This window comes from Emticicia aquatilis (genome assembly GCF_014644295.1).
GTDB lineage: Bacteria > Bacteroidota > Bacteroidia > Cytophagales > Spirosomataceae > Emticicia > Emticicia aquatilis.
In genome coordinates this window covers 257,825-276,461 of sequence record NZ_BMKK01000005.1, presented here as the reverse complement: position 1 = coordinate 276,461, position 18,637 = coordinate 257,825, and the positions used below count along the sequence as shown (strand labels likewise).

Sequence of the window (18,637 nt, the reverse complement as noted above, 5' to 3'; positions counted from 1 at the left end):
ATTGCCTGAAAAATTTTCAATTCGCAACTTTGTTAGAAGTTTATCCTACAAAAACATACAAAAAACAATCGAAAAAATAGTGCACATTTCTCACGAGACAAAAGAATAACAAACGTATAATTTTGATAAAATAATATAGCCATGAACTCAAACTATAGTGAAGACAGAAATAATCTAAAAGCCGAAATACGAAGGAAAATAACTAAAACTTATTGGTTGGGTTTTGCAGACCATACACTTGCTCATGTATTTGTTTGGGTTTCTGTTTTAGCCAGTTTTATTTCATCAATATTAATCTCATATGAAAAAAAGAATGAAATAGTTGAGCAACTCAATTTGGCTGTAATTGCGGGTGTTCCCGGGCTAATCATTATAATAAGTCGAACTTTTGATTTTGCAAAAAGAGCATGGCGTAATAGTATTTATGAAATTGAATTGCGTAAACTTTATGATTTATTAGAATTGACAGAAACCTCAACCTTCGATGTAGCTTTGAAATATAGAAAGCTTTGTAAAGATTTTGAAAATAAATATTTTGAAATCGGTTTTTTTGATGCTCAAAATTTAGACATAAGCGATAATAATGACTCAGATACAACAAAATAATATGATTTTACGAATCGCTTTGACAACTTATATGGAGATGAATTAATGCATAGCCAAAACAAGAATAATATCAATAGATTATTTCTGTATACCAAGTAGCAAAGCCTGTATTTGAAAAAAAGTTTTAGCTATCTATATTTTAACATTTATATGAATATTACCATAAGGAAAGCGGAGTTAAGAGATGTTGATTATGTATTTCAATTACAACAAACTAATCTACTTCAAAATATTAGCAGTGAAAATTTTGGAAAGGGTTTTGTGAGGGTTAATTTATCTAAAGAAAAAATTGAAACTATTATTTTAAATAACTTAGCTGTAGTAGCATTAGAAGAGAATCTACTAATTGGATATTATCTTATGTCTGGCATTGATGAATCCGACCCTGCAACTGAATATCTAAGGCTTGCAATGAAAAAATGTGTTTATAATGATAAATCATTAAATACCTACAAAGTCTTGACCGGAAACCAAGCCTGTGTATCTAATGAATATAGAAGTTTAGGAATTGGAAAAAAACTTTTTATTGAAATCTGCAAATTAGCTCAAAAAAGATATAAACTACTTTTTGGTTCAATCACAAAGTCTAATAATGTAGGATATTCCTATAACACTTCATTTAAAAATTCAACAATTGTTTGGGAAGATGATGAAAGATGGTACATCGTTTTTGACCTTGATAAAGACTTTTAAAAACTTATTATGGCAAACAGCGAATTTTACAATTGGACTTCTGTGGATAGCTCAATTAACCCAATAGAAATTGCAGAGTATTTAGAACAATTAAATGAATTGAGTGATTTTATTGAATACAAAAGTAAATCGTATCAACTTTTACGTATTCAGTCAGGTCAACAAATTCTTGATGTAGGTTGCGGGATTGGCTCGGATGTGAAACGAATGTCTTCTATTACGGGAAAAAGTGGCAAAGTTGTAGGATTGGACTCAAGTATTACTATTTTGGAAAGAGCTAAAGAATTAAGTTTTAATTGGCCCTTTCCAATAGAATTTATAAATGGAACAATTTATGATTTGCCTTTTCAAAATCAGTCTTTTGATGGTGTTAGAGTTGATAGGGTTTTTCAACATTTGGAAAATCTAACTAATGCCTTAGATGAAGTAAAAAGGATTATTAATAGAGATGGAATAATTGTTTTATGTGAACCAGACTGGGAAACTTTAAGTATAGATTCTGATAATCAAGCTCAAACAAGAAGAATAACTAATTTCTTAACGCACTGCATTCCAAATAAAAGCATTGGTAGTCAATTACAATTTCTATGCGAGCAAGCGTTATTCAAAAATATAGAATCATACAGTTATGAAATAAAATTTACAGATTTAAGAATTGCAGATAAAGCTTTGGGTATTAGCCGAAAGCTTTCTGTTAACGAAATATCTAATAGTGCTTATTTTAGAGAATGGCTTGAAGAAATGGAAATTAGACAAAAAGAAGGCATATTTTTAGCTCATGTAAAAATGTTTATCGTCAAGGCTCAAAAAGAATAATCTGTCTATGAAACCTATATTTGAAAAAAAGAAAATTATCGAGCTTTCTGAAATAGAAAAGGTTGAAATGTTTAAAATGGCAGCTCCCTATTACATTGATTCTACCCAAATAGTTTTAGAAGAGTTAAATAATAATAATGAAGTTTACCTTGCCAAAGTTGATGGCAAGATGGCTGCTTTTTTTATGGTTAATTCAAATATTTGGAATGAGAATGTTTCATACACCTATCTTGGTCTAAGTTGTTCAGATGAAAATATCAAAGGCATTGCTACTGTGTTGTATACTTTATTTACAATTGATTCATATAGAACTAAAAATAACAGTAAATCCATACTTTACGGTACTACGGCATCACCGATTGTTTTATTTACACTCCCTAAAATTTGGGACAATGTGAAACCAACCTTGCAGGGGAAATATGACTTGCTTGACAAGATTAATATTGAAAAAATAAAGACTCTTAAAGGATATAGTAAGTACAATGAAAACCACCCTTTTATTTTAAAAGGTATTGCTAAGGCACGATATTCCAAGGCAGAGAATTTAAGAATTAATGAATTTGCAAAAAAATATGACGTGACAATACTTGAGCAATTAGGAATAAGAGAAGAAGAAGGTGACAGGTTACTCATAATGTGTAGTGTGCCAAGCCATGAGAGAATAGAAGAACTAAAAGCAAGACTTATTCCTTTTGAAATTATTTCTTAATAAAGAAGCCAGTGGAGTCTATATACAGAACTGTAAAGCTTTCAGCGGGAGAGAATGCAGAAATACTCGAAGAAATCTATAAACTACGGCTTGTTTGTTGGCAAAAACGAGATAAACAGATAGTTGAAAAGTTTCCAAACGGGTGGAAGGATAAATTAGATATATCAGCTATCCATTATGCCATTTTCGATAACCAAGATAATGTAATTGCAGCAGCGAGGGTTAATATTCTACCTTCGGTTAATGAGTTATCATTGTCTAAATATTTCAATAACACTAAATATCAAATTTTTACGAAAATTGGACTAATTTCAAGAAATGTAGTACATCCTCAACACCAGAATATGGGTTTAGCTAAAGTTTTAGATAAACTACGTCTTCAATATCTTACAAATGAAGGTGTAGATTATTGCTTTTGTAGTGGAGAAAGAACAAAAGTATTATCAAACTATGGTTTTGAGAAAATCTGTCAACTACCCATTCATGCCCCTGAGAATATTGATAAGAATTCTGATGTATGGATAATGGTGAAAGAGTTTGGCTCAATCAGTTAAAATTTATTAGATAACTCTTGCTTTTAATATCGCTTACCAAATATTTCTCCAGTTCGATTCAAAACGAAGCTTAAGTCCTTGATTCAAGTGTATCAGGTATCAAAGGATAATCATTCATATATGTATTAAATAGTGTACAACGACAAAAGCTAACAGTGAGATTATAAAGCAAATTAGGGTGAAGAGAAATTTTTAAAAATATACGAAAAACTTCGAAGTGACAAATCAAAATTCATAGTATCGAAAGATAATATCGAATTAGAAAATAACATTCTTTCAATATATTTACGTTATGTTGCCTCCTAAAAATTTTTCTATCAAAGAAGCCATTAATAAAGCTGGTGGATACAATACTGGTTGTATTTATGAGCTCGGCAAAGCCTATTTTTGGGGGTGGGATACCGATATAGATTTCATAAAAGCCAGTGAATTATGGAGAGGTGCGGGGGCATGGCACGAAGAAATTGGCGGTATTAATAGTGAAAATGACTTGAAAATTAGTGAATTAGAGGCCTATAGAGGCGACCCTCGTTCTATGTTATTTTTGGGAGAAATCTATTACCACGGTTTAGGAGTTAAAGAAAACATCAATGTTGCTCTTGATTGGTGGAGTCGTTCGGCTCATAAAGGCGAATCGGATGCCTTGTATCGTTTAGGGTGGTATTTTTGGCATCATAATAATTTAAAACTTGCACAAAAATGGTTGAATAAGGCAGCTAAACAAAAACATCCTGCTGCTATAGCCGATTTGAAAAAAATGTAGAATTAACGTGGAATTATTTTTTGATAAATATGGTAAAAGTAGAGGATTTTAAAGGTAGCATTTCAGATGGCTTTGCACTTATAAAAGAAAAAGGTAAGTGGGGATTTATCGACATCAAAGAAAATAATATTACTGAAGCTATTTATGAAAATGCCTATGATTTCTCAGAAGGATTAGCGGCAGTGAATATTGGGTATAAAGAGAAGAAAAAGACAATTTTTTCTTTGAACCATATTCAAACACAATCAAATAGTTATTCAGATTCGAATTTAGGTAAATGGGGATTTATTGATGCTAAAGGAAAAGAGATAATTCCTCTTATTTACGATGAAGTAGAATCGTTTGAGAATGGTTTGGCTATAGTTAAGCTTAATATTCAGTATGGTTGCATTAATAAGTTAGGTGATACAATAATACCGATAGAATTTGATGAAATCATAAAACTGACAAATGCTTTATACGCTGTTAGAAATAATAGTAAATGGGGTATTTTAAACCATGATAATCAGGTAATTTTACCAATAGAATATGATAATATCAGAGCTTTAGACCAAATATCAATAGCTATCTTGAAAGATAAGTATTATGGCATTTTTAGCTCTGTGGGTAAGCAAGTGTTACCTTTTATTTATCACAATATTTACCATTTTTGTGAGGGAATGGCAAAAGTAAAATTGAATGGAAAATATGGTTTTATAAATGATGCATTTCAGTTAGTAGTGCCAGCATGTTATGATATAGTAGAAGACTTTTCGGAAGGATTAGCTGTTGTAAGTATGACAAAAAATTGGGGATTTATTAATAAGCAGAGTGTAGAGGTTATTCCGCTATATTATGATTATGTAAGTTGCTTCAAAAATGGTTTGGCTACTGTCTGTATAAATGATAAATGGGGTGTGATAGATAAAATAGGAAACGAACTCGTTCCCTTGAAATTTAATACTATTAAAGTTTGTGAAGACGGAACATTTATAGGTAAACAAGGTATAAAACAAATATATTTTGAAAAAAACGGTAACTATTTATAATAAAATGTTAAGTTATTCTACAGATAAACCCCTTTTGATACTCCTACGAAGCCTCGCACGCTTGATAGACTTAATACTATTATATTGGGGTTTTGGCTTATTTTACAGTTGGATAAATCGCAATAATTCAATGGCCTATGACCGTCTTTTCAATGGTATTCAGGAAATGGGGTACTACCTACCTATTTGTATGTTATATGTTCCAATAATGGAAAGTATCACCAAGGGATTTACAGTTGGTAAATTTATTTGTCGTATTAAGGTGAGAAAGTTTCTTGGATTAGATATTACGCCAAAAGAAGCTTTTCTTCGTTGGACTGGGGGAGTATTGGATTTTGTTTGTACATTAGGTTTAGCTGCAATAATTTCAGCAATTATTTCGGAGAAAACACAACGATTAGGGGATAGATTAGCTAAAACTATTGTTGAAAGGGTATGAAAGAATTCAATCTCAAGCCGAAGGATTAATATACAATTCTCCAATTTTTAATCAAAAATTGGAGAATTTCACTTTTACTTTAAATCACTTATTCTTCGAGTCCTCCTCCCTAAAATCTCGTGCTATTACTTGTCCTTTAGCTACCTTCACTGCATCTTCAGCGTATTTCTTTGCTTCTTGCTCACGACCAACTTTGTATAATAATTGCGAGTAAGTTTTCATCGCAATCGGGTTTTCAGATATTCTGAGCGATTTACTCAACCACTTCAAAGGCAATTTAAGTTGTTCTTTGTCGGTGATATTTTGAGCAAATCTCCAGCCGTAGAGGCGTAATTGATACGCAACTTCTTCATTATATCCATTAAAAATATCATCACGAAGCATCGTCCATTCTTCGGGTGTAAACTTTAATTTATCTTCATACTTTTTGTATTCGGCTACCGACTGATTCGTCAATGCTTCTGTGTCAATGGCATCAATACGATTGAGGTACGAAGTTATTTCTCTGCTATAGCTGTCCCAGTTTTTGGTAACTTCATAGAAATCAATCTTGTAGCTGGCCATTACCATTTCCTTATTGTAGAGTGGTGTGCTTCTCTCATACCAAAAAGGCGAGATTGCAGCTACGGCATTATTCATAAGTTCTTCGTTTTTGTTTAGAACTGCTTGATTAAATGAACGGTCAATAATACGACTCACTCGTTGACGCAGCCCGATGGCATTTTCTTCGTTGAAACCTTTGAGACTTTCCGAATTCGCTACCATTATCTTAAACAATTCGTCATCAGCAGTTTTATTGGTTTCGTAGAGGTACTCGCACAAAAGCAACATGTTTTGTTCTGATGCCAATGATTTCTTATCCAAACCCAAAATATAGCCTCTGATTGCCTTGTCGAGTTCTTTGATGTTTTTCTCACGTTCTTTGTTGCTTCCCACATTCACAGCCTGCAAACGTCTCAATGAGTAGAGATAAAACATTTCGGGACTTTGTTCGCCTTTGCGAAACATCTTATCTAATTTATCTAACGAAAGAAAGTTTTCGCTCACCCTAATCGCACGATTTGCGTCAGAAAGTAAATCTTTGGGATTTGATGCAAAATGAGATTTATAGATAAGCTCCCCATCGGCCGTAAAGAAAAAATAAGCCGATGATGCTCCATAATATTTGAAATCACTATTAGCAGATTTATCTCTGAGCGACTCTGAATTGATTTTCAGACTCACAAAATTTTCGGCAAAGAAAATACCCACTTCAGAGGTTGGAAAAACGTTTTGATTCATCCAACGACTATTACCGCCGTAGTTTTCGTATGAAATAAATACCAACTTTCCTTGCTGCTTGGCAAGTTTTTGGGCATTTTCAAAAGTTCCTCTAATAAAATCTATTCCTCGTTCACCTTGAGCAAAAACTTGCGTGGTAAAGCATAGGAAGGCCAATAAAATCAACTTTTTTATGGCGTTGAATGGAATCAGGATGTTACGTGTTTTGATGTAAAGATTCATAAATGTCTCCGCTTAATCATTTTCTGTATAGCCTTTTCCAAAAAGTATGCCACAATGCCGAGTGCGGAGAATTTAATTTGAATTAAAATAAAAATATAATCGAATCGTAGAAAAGTACAAAATAAGGTCTTTTGAAGAGTTTTTGAAAGAATGAGTCCCACAAAAAAAAGTCTCTTTCTGCACAGAGCAAAAAGAGACTTTTTATCAAAATATTAAAGGTTATTTATGTCCAAATTTTCCAGTAACTAATAACCAATACACTAATTTAACCTTCGGCATCTACAATCTGAAAACGGCGTATGGCTGCCAGCGTGATACCCACGATAATCATGAAAAATCCTATCCAAAGTAAATTGATATGAGGTTTTTCGGTGGCTTTCAGTACGATAAATTCTCGCTGACCACGGCTCGCAGTAAAGGCAAATTTACCCGAAACAGGGTCAATTTTTGATAATTGTAGGCGAAGCCCCATTTCGTTATTTACTTCGGGCTTGCTCCAAACTTCACGATTACGAATCGCAAAAACTGGACGCATCGTAATGGCTACGTTTCGGTCGAGAATCTTTACCGTTGCACGGGCCGCTGCATCGCCTTCGGCCAATTGCATACCATCAACTTCTCTGATTCCTTCTACATTTTCAAGAATTGCTACGTAATCATTGATGAAGAAAGTATCACCAACGGCTACCGCAAATTCTTCTGGGCGACTCCAATCACGCTCATCTTCGGCAACTGGTGGGCCAGAAACGAACGCATAAATGTCTTTGTTCCAAAATTTCTTAATATCTGGCGAAAGCACCGTACCCATTTTTTCGTTGTCTTGCACACGTGGGTAAAGATTAAACTTCTTGCCGTCTTTGTCAGAATACTCAATCTGGAAGTAGGTGTTTTCTGCTTCGTATTCGAGCGTATCGCCACGTTTAAAATACGTTTTATCGCCATCAACTACATCAGCACGAGCAATTCCCTTGTAATTACTGCCTGGCACTGGCCAAACGTATTTTTTCTCGATATAACCTGGGGCATTACGTACATCAACAAACTGACCTTTATATGTAAACGAAAAGTCGCTCAATTCGGTTGGACGGTTTAGCCACAACAAAGCATTTTCTTTGTTATCGCTTTCGTTTTTAAAGATTTTTGCTCCCGAAAAATTCAATGAAACTACTTTTGAGTAGCCCGATGAAAACATGATGCCGATAAGCATTACGGCCAAACCAATGTGCGTTATTGCTCCACCAGCAACTTTAAATTTTCCTTTCAGAATATCCAACAAAATACTGCCATTGGCTGCAACACTAAATACGGCTGCTGTTAGTAATATGATATATTTCCAGTTATTAACTTTGCCAAATGTTATAATCAAAGCCGAAGCTAAAAGGCTGATAACGAGTGGGTTGATTAATTTGTTGAGGCTGTCTTTTTGCACACGCTTCCACCAGAAAAACTGTGCAACGCCCGTAAGTGCAGTAATCAGCACAAAGAACCACATCTGAAACTGCGTAAAGTGTTCTACCTGATTGGTTGGCAAGGCCATGTTGAGTTTTGCACCAAAGATTTCACCTACTTTATTATACACAGGAATCGAAGTCGTAACAATCACTTGAAAAGCCGCCAAACATAGCATTAGCACACCCGAAAATACCCAAAACTCACGTGAAAATGTAGAAACCTCTTCGTTGTCTTGTGGTAAGAACTTCCAACGAATAGCCGAAAGTACAATCGAAACAACAATGAAAGTCAGTAAGTAAATCAATAATTGCCCCGAAAGTCCCAAGTCAGTAAATGAGTGTACCGACGCATTTCCAAGAATACCACTGCGAGCCAAGAAGGTCGAGTAGATAATCAGAATAAACTGAGCAATTACCAAAATAATGGTGTATTTCAAAGCCGTACTACTCTTACGAGCCAAAAGCATCGTATGAAAACTTCCCACCAATACCAACCACGGCACGTAAACTGCGTTTTCAACGGGGTCCCAGTTCCAATATCCACCAAAGTTGAGCGTTTCGTAAGCCCAAATTCCACCCATCATGATTCCTGTTCCCAATACAACCGCTGCTGTCAAAGTCCACGGCAATGAGGGCTTAATCCACTCAGTATATTGTTTTTTCCAAAGTCCTGCAATACAAAACGCAAAAGGTACGAGTGTCATCGCAAAACCCAAAAATAGGGTAGGAGGGTGAATAACCATCCAATAGTTTTGGAGTAAAGGATTTAGGCCGTTACCATCTTTCGGAACGAAACTTGGATTGGTTTTCCAAATCGGAATATTCGGCATTGATTCTTTCAAAGTCAAAAACGGCGAACTTCCAATCTTAAAATCGCCCCAAAGTACCACACCCAAAATCATCGAGGCCAAGAAAACTTGTACTAACGCAAAAATCGTCATTGTTGGAGCTTCAATTCCTGCATTACGAGTTTTGCGAAGCGTAGTATTGATTAACAAAACACCCAAAACAACATTCCAGAACATCCATAGCAAAAAGCTACCTTCTTGGTCTTGCCAAAAACACGAAATGGCATAACCAAAAGGCAAACTCCACGAAGAGTTGTCCCAAGCGTAGTGATACTCAAAATAATGATTGAAAATAATGCTTAATAAAGAAGCACAAATAGCAAAAATGGCTAAAGTATGTACATAAAATGCTCCACGAGCAAATTTGAGCCATTGGTCGGTTACTTGCTTATCTTTTAAAATTTGTGGACGAGTAGCTTGCCAGTAAGCATAAGTCGAAACGATGGCAGCTACAAAAGATATAATCACGGAAATATGTCCGATATTTCCAACGTATGGTCTTAACATGATAAATATTGTATCGGGTATAAAATCAAAGTGACTTTACCCCGAAAATTAATTATGTTTAGTTTGTACTGAAGATAGTAAACACCCAAAACTCTGAAGTCCCCACTGTGGACTATCGACTGTAAACCGTGGACTAAAAAAGTATCAACCTAACCAAGTTGACCAAGGAATACGACTAAGAATCAAAACTAAAGCTAAACCAAAGAAAATAGCTGTTTGCTTAAATTTGCGACCATTACCTACGGCACGTTTCACACGAGCATTTCCGATTGTAACCAAAGCTACCGCAATAATATTAGTTGTAGGATGCTCAATGTAGGCTTTTCTCAAAATACTATCTTTCATTGTCAATTTCATGTCAGAAAAGGCAGCTTGAGCTCCAGGTGAGACAAATAATAAGATTAAGCCCAACAAAAACATTGTATGCGTGGCTATCAAAGCAAACTTATTGATTTTGAGGTGCGAACCTTCAAAACTTTTCTCGCTTGTTGAGCCGATAATTCCGTTGATAGTAGCTGCTGCCAATAACGCAAGTGCTGCAAAAGCTAAATATGAGTGAATTGGTTGGATGATTGAGTACATATTTGTTGTTTATCTAAAAGTAAGGTGATTAAAAATTTTGTGCGAAGTTACGTTATAAACGCTGAATAACATAACTTCGCAGATACAGGTTTTGTTACATCTGTGGGGCGAACATCCTGTTCGCTGGAAAAAAGAGAAAACGAAATGAAGATATTTAAACTAACCATATATCTAATAATTGTATTTGTATTTTTGTTCGCATGGCTTTTTCCACAGTTCTTGCGGTGTTTCTTCGTAGAATACGATAGTTTTCAAGAAATAAAACCTAATATTTTTGTCGAAGAAAAGACTACTAAAAAACAGCAAGATTCATTATTAAAATATGTAGAAAGTGCCGAAAAACGTCTAAAAACCTTCTGGGGAAGTAAAAACGGACAAGCAAAAATTATTTTCTGTAAAAACTTAAATACCTACCAAAAATACGCCAAAACCACCGAAGGTGCGGGTTTTAGTATCGGAACACCTCTTGGTTCGTGGATAATTCTGAATCAAGATGGCCTGAATGTTGATGTAATTGCTCACGAAATGTGTCACGACGAACTAATGACCAAACTGGGTTGGTGGAAAACCAAGCAAGAAATTCCGACTTGGTTTGATGAAGGTTTGGCTCTGATGCTTGATTATCGTTTCGTGAGTAGCCAAGATTCTATCCAACGCTACATTGATTATCGAACCGAACTAAGTTATTTAAGTCCAGTTCCGATTCCACTGAACGAACTAAACACCCAAAAAGACTTTTTCGGGCAGGGCGAACTTTTTACTAAAATCGCCTACTTTACTTCAGCCGTTGAAGTTTCCCGCAGAATTTCTCTGAAAGGTAAAAAGGAAATTTTCAGAATCATCAACAAAACTGCAAAAGACGGAAAGTTTGAGTTTTGATTAAGGTAATGCAAAAGCCAAATATTTATCACCTGATTGGGTCTTCAATTTACCACCGCCACATGCAATTACCACATATTGCTTTCCTCCAACGGCATAAACACTTGGCGAAGCATAGCCCGCCGCTGGTAGTGTTACTTGCCAAAGTATTTTACCTGTTTTTCGATCAATAGCCCTAAATTGATGGTCTTTTGTAGCTGCAATGAATAGCATGCCTCCTGCCGTAACGGCTGGCCCTCCGTAGTTATCTGTGCCAGTTACAGGAATCCCCTTCGCTGTGAGTTCTGGATATTCTCCCAGTGGAATTTGCCAAATACGCTTACCATTGTTCATATTGATGGCTGTGAGTGTTCCCCAAGGTGGCGTACTTATAGGATAACCGTTACTATCGTACCAGCGATTATAACCTGTAATTTTATATGGACTTTCTGAAAGGTTCGACTTATTGACTGTTTTTATGTAGGCATCTTTGCCGAATAAAAACTGGATAATTGCCTTGCTTTCTTCGGCTTTGATATGAGTTAGGGCAGGCATACGTCCACGGCCTTTTGATATGAGTTGTAGTATGGCCGTTTCATTATATTTTGTTTCAATGTTTTGGAGTGAAGGAAATGTTCCATCTTCGTTGCCTTCACGATTGACTCCATGACAAGCCATACAATGCGTTTGATAGAGTTTTTTGCCAGAAGAATTTGATTGGCTATTATTAGTTGGAGGTACATCGACTAATGAACTGTACACAGGGTTTTCTTTAGCAGGAACATACATGATACCATTTTCATCAACCGCTGCACCACCCCATTGAGCTCCGCCATCGGTTCCAGGAAAGAAAATAGTTCGATTTTTACCTAATGGAATAAATGCTTGACCCGTAGATGCCTCTTTCACTTGTGCAACTATTTGTTCTTTGTTCGATGCAAATGGGTTTATATCATTGACAGTAAAGCTTTGTCGGGTAAACGGTTCGGGTAAAACTGGAAACGGTTGTGTAGGAGATGTGTGCTCTCCTTTGATAGTAGAGGCTACAACCACACGCTCTTCGATAGGAAAAATAGGTTTACCACTTACTCGGTCAAATACAAAAGTGAACCCTTGCTTACTTAGCACCGACACAACATCAACTTTTTTTCCATTTTGTGTGATTGTAAATAAATTTGGTGGAGCAGGAATATCTCTGTCCCAGATGTCGTGATGTACCGTCTGAAAATGCCAAAGTCTTTTGCCAGTATTGGCATCTAAAGCCAACAAACAATTAGCAAAAAGATTATCACCTTTTCTATTACCACCGTAAAAATCAAACGCTGCCGAGCCAGTTGGAGCATATACAATACCCCGTTTTTGGTCGATAGCCATTCCCATCCAGTTATTAGCTCCGCCTAAATTTTTATAATTATCTTTCTCCCATGTCTTGTAACCAAACTCATTGGGGCGTGGAATCGTATGAAATGTCCAAAGTTTTTTTCCTGTTCGTGCATCAAAAGCCCTAATATCTCCGAGTAAAGCAGTTGCACTCTCCGACACTCTCATGCCTACAATCAACGTATTTTTATAGATTGCGGGTGGTGTATTCAAAACTACGTATTCGTCGGCACCTGGGCGTTTAATTCCGTCAATTAGATGGATTTTTCCCTTCGCACCAAACGATAAAATCGGCTGCCCATTTTTGGCATTCAAGGCGTAGAGAAAAGCTCCGTAACCAAAGAATATTCTTTCATCACGCCCATCAGTCCAGTAGCTAACACCTCGGCTGGTCATACTGAAAGTATTATCTTTCAAGTCGGTTTTCCATATTTCTTTACCCGATGCAGCATCTATGGCAAATGCTTGTGAGCCAGCCGAAACACCATAAAGAATACCTTTGATAATTAATGGATTACATTGGATTTGAGTAGTATTTTTTATAGTATCGGCTCCACCCGAACTGTAAACCCAAGCCAATTTCAAGGACGAAATATTCTCAGGTGTAATTTGTGTGAGTGCTGAGTAATGATTACAGTTATCGCCACCATTATAACTTGGCCAATCATTTATGCCAATGTTTTCTGTATTTGAGAAAAGGAAAAATGATACAAAAAAAACTAATAAGACCCGAATAGATTTCAAGTATAGTTTTCTGAATAGTTTTTGCATTGTTGAAGAATAATGGGGCATTTTTCTGAAAAATAATACCAATATTACAAACTATAAATAGTTAAAACAAATGTGTTAATATATTCAAAATGAAACTTTATAAGAGTTGTAAATAATTGAATATTAGTTGTTTATATGCTAATATGTCTTTTTAAAGTGTAGGATTGGCATAGAAAAATATTATTTTACAAAAAACTTGACGAACTTTACAAGTTCAAAATACAAAGATTCTAATTTCAATGAATATTCTAATACTTGGTTCGGGTGGACGTGAGCATACTTTTGCTTGGAAAATTGCACAATCAAAAAACTGTACAAATCTTTTTGTTGCCCCTGGCAATGCAGGAACCGCACAAATTGCAACTAATTTGCCAATCGGTGTAAATGATTTTGAAGCCATCGGCAATGCCGTAAAGGAAAATAAAATCGAAATGGTAATCGTAGGCCCCGAAGAGCCTTTGGTGCGTGGAGTTGTAGATTACTTTAGAAAAGACAAAGCTCTTAAAAAAATAAAAATCGTTGGACCAGATGCTTCTGGGGCAAGACTCGAAGGAAGTAAAGACTTCTCGAAAGGCTTCATGCAGAAATACAACATTCCAGCAGGTGCTTCACAAACTTTCACGAAAGACACGCTACAAGAAGGTTTAGCTTATCTCGAAACTCAATCTTTACCAATTGTATTGAAAGCCGATGGTTTAGCCGCAGGAAAAGGCGTAATCATTGCAGAATCAATGGCCGATGCCAAAACGGCTCTTCATGAAATGCTCGCCGAAGCCAAATTTGGTGATGCCAGCAGCAAAGTACTTATCGAACAATACCTTTCTGGAATCGAGCTTTCTGTATTTGTCTTAACCGATGGTAAAAACTACAAAATTTTACCCGAAGCCAAAGATTATAAGCGTATCGGCGTAAACGATAAAGGCTTAAATACAGGTGGAATGGGAGCAGTTTCTCCAGTGCCATTTGCTGATGCTGAGTTTTTGGGTAAAGTTGAAGAAAGAGTAGTAAAACCAACACTCGAAGGTTTACAAGCCGAAGGTATCAAATATGTAGGATTTATTTTCGTTGGACTAATGAACGTCGATGGAGAGCCTTATGTGATTGAGTACAACGCTCGCATGGGCGACCCCGAAACTGAGGTAGTTTTGCCAAGAATCAAGACTGATATGGTAAAATTGATGAAAGCAACTGCCGACGGTAAACTGGATAAAATCAAACTTACGGTTAACCCAAAAGCGGCTATCGCAACAGTTTCGGTAGCAAAGGGTTATCCCGAAGATTATCGCAAAGGCGATGTAATGACGATTCCAGAAGCCGAAAAAGATACCATCATTTTCCATGCTGGCACAAAAATCGCTACTGATGGTTCAGTACAAACTAACGGCGGTCGAGTAATCGTAACAACTGGAATGGCACGTACGCTAAATTCTGCACGTAAAAAGTCGCAGGCAATGGCAAAAAAGATTATATTTGACGGAAAATACTTCCGAAACGACATCGGGAAAGATTTATTGAAGTATCTGGAATCGTAAGATGGGCGTGAATCCTGTCAGAATAAGTGACTAATATTTCATCTGAAATATTAAAAAATCAAATCCCATTTGGGATTATGAATCGGCGTTTGTCGCTACGGTAAAATAATTTCATTCTCACGTTCAGACGTAGTATTGAAATTTCAAAGATGACTGATGTTTCATACCTATGGCATGAAAATAATGTTCTTCTATTATTTTACCAATATTTAATTCCTAACGGAATATTTATACAGATTTGTTATTTTTAATGAAATAACAAACAATTGATAGGCTTAAAGCCTAAGTTTTCATTAAACCCATTCGTGGGTTGAACTATATATATACATACAAAAATGGGCTGTGGACAATGTTCATCGGGAGGTTGTGGAGCAGTTAAAGCAATAGGCCAAACCGAAAAATCAAATCATAAAACCGTAGCAGGATGCTCTTCTGGAGGCTGCTCATCGGGTGGATGCAATAAAATGAACGCTTACGACTGGTTGTCTAATATGGACGTACCACGCTCGATGCGTTATGATGTAGTTGAAGTAAAATTTAAAGGCGGACGAAAAGAATATTTCCGTAATGCCAATAATCTTGACCTTTACACGGGCGATTTCGTGGTTTGCGAAATGGCTTCGGGCTATCATATCGGTAGTGTTTCTTTGCAAGGCGAATTGGTTCGTCTGCAAATGATTAAAAAAGGCCTCAAAGACAACGACGAACTCCGAAAAATTCTACGAGTAAGCACCGAGCGAGACCTCGAAAAGCATCAGCAGGCCATCGCTCGTGATATGCCAACGATGTATCGTGTGCGTGAGATTGCTAAAGAATTGAAGTTACAAATGAAGATGTCGGATGTAGAATTTCAGTCCGATAATACCAAAGCGACATTCTATTATTCAGCCGACGACCGTGTCGATTTTCGTGAAATGATTAAACTTTTGGCTTCTGAATTCAAAATCAGGGTCGAAATGAAGCAAATCAGTTTGCGTCAAGAAGCAGCTCGTGTGGGTGGTATTGGCTCGTGTGGTCGTGAACTATGCTGCTCAACATGGCTTACCGATTTCCGTGCGATTCCGACTTCGGCGGCTCGTTATCAGAATCTTTCGCTCAATCCTGCCAAACTTTCGGGTCAGTGCGGGCGTTTGAAATGTTGTTTAAACTATGAGTTAGAGACCTATCTCGATGCTTTGAGTGACATTCCAACCGTAGAAAAACCATTGAAAACTGAGAAAGGAATTGCCGTTTTACAAAAAACCGACATTTTCCGTCGTATCATGTGGTTTAGCTACAACAACGACATCAACTGGCATTCATTACCGATTCATCAAGTGGTAGAAATCATGAAGATGAACGAAAAAGGTATTTTGCCAAACTCGTTGGAAGACTTGAATCTGATTGATTCGATTGTAGTTGATAAAAACGCTCCAAGAAACTCTGACTTAGACCGTCTGGATAAAAAATATACTGATAAAGGCAAAAAGCCACAGCAAAATTCGGGCAATAAAAATCAGCAAAATCGCCCAAATCAGCCGCAGCAAAATCGTGGAAATAATAATCCAGAAGCTGCTAAGCAAGAAGCTGTTGCTCCAAAAAATAATAACCAACCACAAAACAAAGGCGGACAACCGCAGGGTAGCTCTCCGCAGGGTGGAAAACCACAAGGTAATCAGCAGGGAGGTGCTCCGCAAAAACAGGGGAATAATCCGCAAAAAAATAATCAACAAGGAGCAAATAATCAGAATCGTAATAATGCGGTTCAAGCAAATAATCCGCAACAGGGTGGCCCTCAACAGGGTGGACAAAAGCCACAGCAGGGCGGCTCTCAGCAAGGAGGTTCTCCGCAAAATCAAGGAAATCAGCCTAAGAATCAACCTAATAATAAACAAGGCGGAAATCCGAATCAGCAGCCAAGGCCACAGCAACAAGGCGGACAAAACCCTAACAAACAAGGAAATCCGCAGGGCGGCTCTCCGCAGGGCGGTGGACAACCACAAGGAGGAAAACAACCAAATAATCCTCAGGCTTCGCAGCAAGGAGGGAAACCAAACCCGCAGCAGAATCAGAATCGCCCGAATAACCAAGGAGGAAGCCAGGGGAAACCGCAGCATCCTCAGCACAAAAAAGGTAGTGGGCCAAACAATAACCCTCAGAATAAGCAAGGCGGCGAAAAACCAAATCCAACTCCGCCCAATAAACCAAACACTGAGCAGCAATAATTAAATAAAAACGGACGTGATAAACATAAAATGTGTATCACGTCCGTTTCAAAATATGTACAGCCGAAAAATTAGATTAGATAGATGAATAATAAACAAAAATTGGTGAAATTCTTAAAAAAATCATTGACTATTAGCTCCATGCTCGTGCTTTCGGTGTGGGTTTTATCGTGCGATAGTAATGCCATTTTTAAATCTTACGAAGATTTAAAAGAGACCAATTGGTACGTAAAAAATATTCCTTCGTTTACGTTTGAAGTCAAAGACGAAACTGTGCCTTATAATATCTATCTCTTGATTCGTAATGCTTCTCAGTATCCTTACAATAACCTTTATGTAACTCGCTACATTTATGGGCCAGATGGTAAACAAATTAGCAATCGCCTCGAAGAAGTGACGCTTTTTGACCCGAAAACTGGGAAGCCATTGGGTGAAGGACTCGGCGATATTTGGGACCATAAAGTGCTTTCAACTCGCAATTATATGTTTCCGAAAAAAGGGAAATATACTATCAAATTGAAGCAGTATATGCGTCAAGACCCGCTCCCTTATGTAATGTCGGTTGGTGTAAGCGTTGAAAAACCTCTACCGCCAAAACAATAATCTATTATTTGAAGTTTGAAGTTTTAAACCTGAGTTATAAGTTTTAAATCAGATAACTCAGCATCTAACAGGAATGCCTGTCAAAAACTAAGAACTCTGAATTTTATGTCTTTTTTACCTCTTTTTCCGCTAAATTTAGTGGTCTTTCCGCACGAAGACCTCAATCTACATATATTCGAGCCTCGTTATCGTCAGTTGATAAATGAATGTCTCGACGAAAAAAAAACTTTCGGAATACCTTCGTTTGTGAATAGTAAACTCCTCGGCTACGGCACAGAAGTAGAAGTAAAACAACTATCAAAACGCTATGGTGATGGTCGAATGGACATTAAAACCAAGGGCTTACGTATTTTCAGAATTGTTGATTTTCAGAATCCAACTAAGGGTAAATTATATGCAGGAGGAGACGTAGTTTTTATCGAAAATGAAGATTTGAGCGAAGTTATCAATCCATATTTATTGAGTTTGGTCGAAAAATTGTATCGACTTTTGAAAGTAAAAGTTGATTACGAAAAACCAGAATATATGCCTTTTAGCTACCGAATTGCTCATAAAATTGGCATTTCAATGCAAGAAGAATACGAAATTTTGACAACTTCCAGCGAAAAAGTCAGACAAGAAATTTTGGCTGACCACCTTGAAAGAATTATCCCAGTCGTGACCGAAGTCGAACGAACTAAAGAGCGAATCGCTATGAATGGTCACTTTAAAGAACTCGACCCTTTGAATTTTTAGGAAAAAGTGCAATCTTTGAACAGCAAAGATTGCACTTTTTCTTTTATATCAAACC

17 protein-coding genes are annotated in these 18,637 nt (G+C 36.7%); 13 read left to right on the top strand and 4 right to left on the bottom strand.

Annotation, left to right across the window (positions count from 1 at the left end):
- Window positions 1-141 precede the first annotated feature (141 nt).
- From IEX65_RS13700 to IEX65_RS13665, 8 genes are all read left to right on the top strand, one after another.
- Entirely contained in the window at window positions 142-606 is a 465-nt protein-coding gene (locus IEX65_RS13700; protein WP_188766647.1) for a hypothetical protein, read from the top strand.
- A 150-nt stretch (window positions 607-756) separates the two neighbouring features.
- Complete coding sequence (locus tag IEX65_RS13695) at window positions 757-1,299, top strand: GNAT family N-acetyltransferase (protein ID WP_188766646.1); 543 nt, start codon at window positions 757-759, stop codon at window positions 1,297-1,299.
- Window positions 1,300-1,308: 9 nt separating this feature from the next.
- Window positions 1,309-2,115 (top strand): methyltransferase domain-containing protein, encoded by an 807-nt coding sequence (locus IEX65_RS13690; RefSeq protein WP_188766645.1) that lies wholly within the window; start codon window positions 1,309-1,311, stop codon window positions 2,113-2,115.
- A 7-nt stretch (window positions 2,116-2,122) separates the two neighbouring features.
- Window positions 2,123-2,824: a hypothetical protein gene (locus IEX65_RS13685; RefSeq protein ID WP_188766644.1), complete on the top strand. Its 702-nt coding sequence runs from the start codon at window positions 2,123-2,125 to the stop codon at window positions 2,822-2,824.
- Between the two features lie 11 nt (window positions 2,825-2,835).
- Window positions 2,836-3,378, top strand: coding sequence for a hypothetical protein (locus IEX65_RS13680; RefSeq protein WP_188766643.1), 543 nt, complete (start codon window positions 2,836-2,838; stop codon window positions 3,376-3,378).
- A gap of 292 nt (window positions 3,379-3,670) precedes the next feature.
- Window positions 3,671-4,141 carry a tetratricopeptide repeat protein gene (locus tag IEX65_RS13675; RefSeq protein WP_188766642.1) on the top strand — a complete coding sequence of 157 codons (471 nt, stop codon included), beginning with the start codon at window positions 3,671-3,673 and terminating at the stop codon, window positions 4,139-4,141.
- Window positions 4,142-4,170: 29 nt separating this feature from the next.
- Window positions 4,171-5,169, top strand: coding sequence for a WG repeat-containing protein (locus IEX65_RS13670; protein ID WP_188766641.1), 999 nt, complete (start codon window positions 4,171-4,173; stop codon window positions 5,167-5,169).
- Window positions 5,170-5,173: 4 nt separating this feature from the next.
- A complete protein-coding gene (locus IEX65_RS13665; protein WP_229250693.1) occupies window positions 5,174-5,608 on the top strand; it encodes an RDD family protein in 435 nt (144 codons plus the stop codon).
- An 84-nt stretch (window positions 5,609-5,692) separates the two neighbouring features.
- Here the strand turns inward: IEX65_RS13665 and IEX65_RS13660 are convergent, their stop codons facing one another.
- The 3 genes from IEX65_RS13660 to IEX65_RS13650 all read right to left on the bottom strand — a co-directional run bounded on the left by IEX65_RS13660 (window position 5,693) and on the right by IEX65_RS13650 (window position 10,499).
- Window positions 5,693-7,111 carry a hypothetical protein gene (locus IEX65_RS13660; RefSeq protein ID WP_188766639.1) on the bottom strand — a complete coding sequence of 473 codons (1,419 nt, stop codon included), beginning with the start codon at window positions 7,109-7,111 and terminating at the stop codon, window positions 5,693-5,695.
- A gap of 265 nt (window positions 7,112-7,376) precedes the next feature.
- Window positions 7,377-9,917, bottom strand: a complete 2,541-nt coding sequence (ccsA, locus tag IEX65_RS13655; RefSeq protein ID WP_188766638.1) for a cytochrome c biogenesis protein CcsA — start codon at window positions 9,915-9,917, stop codon at window positions 7,377-7,379.
- 144 nt (window positions 9,918-10,061) lie between these two features.
- The gene (locus IEX65_RS13650) at window positions 10,062-10,499 is read right to left on the bottom strand and encodes a hypothetical protein (RefSeq protein WP_188766637.1); all 438 of its coding nucleotides are present in this window, start codon (window positions 10,497-10,499) and stop codon (window positions 10,062-10,064) included.
- A 144-nt stretch (window positions 10,500-10,643) separates the two neighbouring features.
- On the opposite strand from IEX65_RS13650, the gene IEX65_RS13645 reads away from it, so the two are divergent.
- Entirely contained in the window at window positions 10,644-11,378 is a 735-nt protein-coding gene (locus tag IEX65_RS13645) for a hypothetical protein (protein WP_188766636.1), read from the top strand.
- Here IEX65_RS13645 and IEX65_RS13640 read toward each other — a convergent pair whose 3' ends face one another.
- Window positions 11,379-13,508 (bottom strand): outer membrane protein assembly factor BamB family protein, encoded by a 2,130-nt coding sequence (locus IEX65_RS13640; protein WP_188766635.1) that lies wholly within the window; start codon window positions 13,506-13,508, stop codon window positions 11,379-11,381.
- A gap of 239 nt (window positions 13,509-13,747) precedes the next feature.
- Between IEX65_RS13640 and purD the strand changes: the two genes are divergently transcribed.
- From purD to IEX65_RS13620, 4 genes are all read left to right on the top strand, one after another.
- On the top strand, window positions 13,748-15,040 hold the full coding sequence (purD, locus tag IEX65_RS13635; protein ID WP_188766634.1) for a phosphoribosylamine--glycine ligase: 1,293 nt from the start codon (window positions 13,748-13,750) through the stop codon (window positions 15,038-15,040).
- 335 nt (window positions 15,041-15,375) lie between these two features.
- Window positions 15,376-17,244 (top strand): PSP1 domain-containing protein, encoded by a 1,869-nt coding sequence (locus IEX65_RS13630; RefSeq protein ID WP_188766633.1) that lies wholly within the window; start codon window positions 15,376-15,378, stop codon window positions 17,242-17,244.
- A gap of 84 nt (window positions 17,245-17,328) precedes the next feature.
- On the top strand, window positions 17,329-17,847 hold the full coding sequence (locus IEX65_RS13625; protein WP_188766632.1) for a gliding motility lipoprotein GldH: 519 nt from the start codon (window positions 17,329-17,331) through the stop codon (window positions 17,845-17,847).
- A 105-nt stretch (window positions 17,848-17,952) separates the two neighbouring features.
- Window positions 17,953-18,582 (top strand): LON peptidase substrate-binding domain-containing protein, encoded by a 630-nt coding sequence (locus tag IEX65_RS13620; protein ID WP_188766631.1) that lies wholly within the window; start codon window positions 17,953-17,955, stop codon window positions 18,580-18,582.
- Window positions 18,583-18,637: the final 55 nt, after the last annotated feature.

Bases quoted from the DNA above. Each gene is read 5' to 3' on its own strand.
- IEX65_RS13700 (WP_188766647.1), top strand. From the start codon at position 142: ATGAACTCAAACTATAGTGAAGACAGAAATAATCTAAAAGCCGAAATA.
- IEX65_RS13695 (WP_188766646.1), top strand. From the start codon at position 757: ATGAATATTACCATAAGGAAAGCGGAGTTAAGAGATGTTGATTATGTA.
- IEX65_RS13690 (WP_188766645.1), top strand. From the start codon at position 1,309: ATGGCAAACAGCGAATTTTACAATTGGACTTCTGTGGATAGCTCAATT.
- IEX65_RS13685 (WP_188766644.1), top strand. From the start codon at position 2,123: ATGAAACCTATATTTGAAAAAAAGAAAATTATCGAGCTTTCTGAAATA.
- IEX65_RS13675 (WP_188766642.1), top strand. From the start codon at position 3,671: ATGTTGCCTCCTAAAAATTTTTCTATCAAAGAAGCCATTAATAAAGCT.
- IEX65_RS13670 (WP_188766641.1), top strand. From the start codon at position 4,171: ATGGTAAAAGTAGAGGATTTTAAAGGTAGCATTTCAGATGGCTTTGCA.
- IEX65_RS13665 (WP_229250693.1), top strand. From the start codon at position 5,174: ATGTTAAGTTATTCTACAGATAAACCCCTTTTGATACTCCTACGAAGC.
- IEX65_RS13660 (WP_188766639.1), bottom strand. From the start codon at position 7,111: ATGAATCTTTACATCAAAACACGTAACATCCTGATTCCATTCAACGCC.
- ccsA (WP_188766638.1), bottom strand. From the start codon at position 9,917: ATGTTAAGACCATACGTTGGAAATATCGGACATATTTCCGTGATTATA.
- IEX65_RS13650 (WP_188766637.1), bottom strand. From the start codon at position 10,499: ATGTACTCAATCATCCAACCAATTCACTCATATTTAGCTTTTGCAGCA.
- IEX65_RS13645 (WP_188766636.1), top strand. From the start codon at position 10,644: ATGAAGATATTTAAACTAACCATATATCTAATAATTGTATTTGTATTT.
- IEX65_RS13640 (WP_188766635.1), bottom strand. From the start codon at position 13,508: ATGCAAAAACTATTCAGAAAACTATACTTGAAATCTATTCGGGTCTTA.
- purD (WP_188766634.1), top strand. From the start codon at position 13,748: ATGAATATTCTAATACTTGGTTCGGGTGGACGTGAGCATACTTTTGCT.
- IEX65_RS13630 (WP_188766633.1), top strand. From the start codon at position 15,376: ATGGGCTGTGGACAATGTTCATCGGGAGGTTGTGGAGCAGTTAAAGCA.
- IEX65_RS13625 (WP_188766632.1), top strand. From the start codon at position 17,329: ATGAATAATAAACAAAAATTGGTGAAATTCTTAAAAAAATCATTGACT.
- IEX65_RS13620 (WP_188766631.1), top strand. From the start codon at position 17,953: ATGTCTTTTTTACCTCTTTTTCCGCTAAATTTAGTGGTCTTTCCGCAC.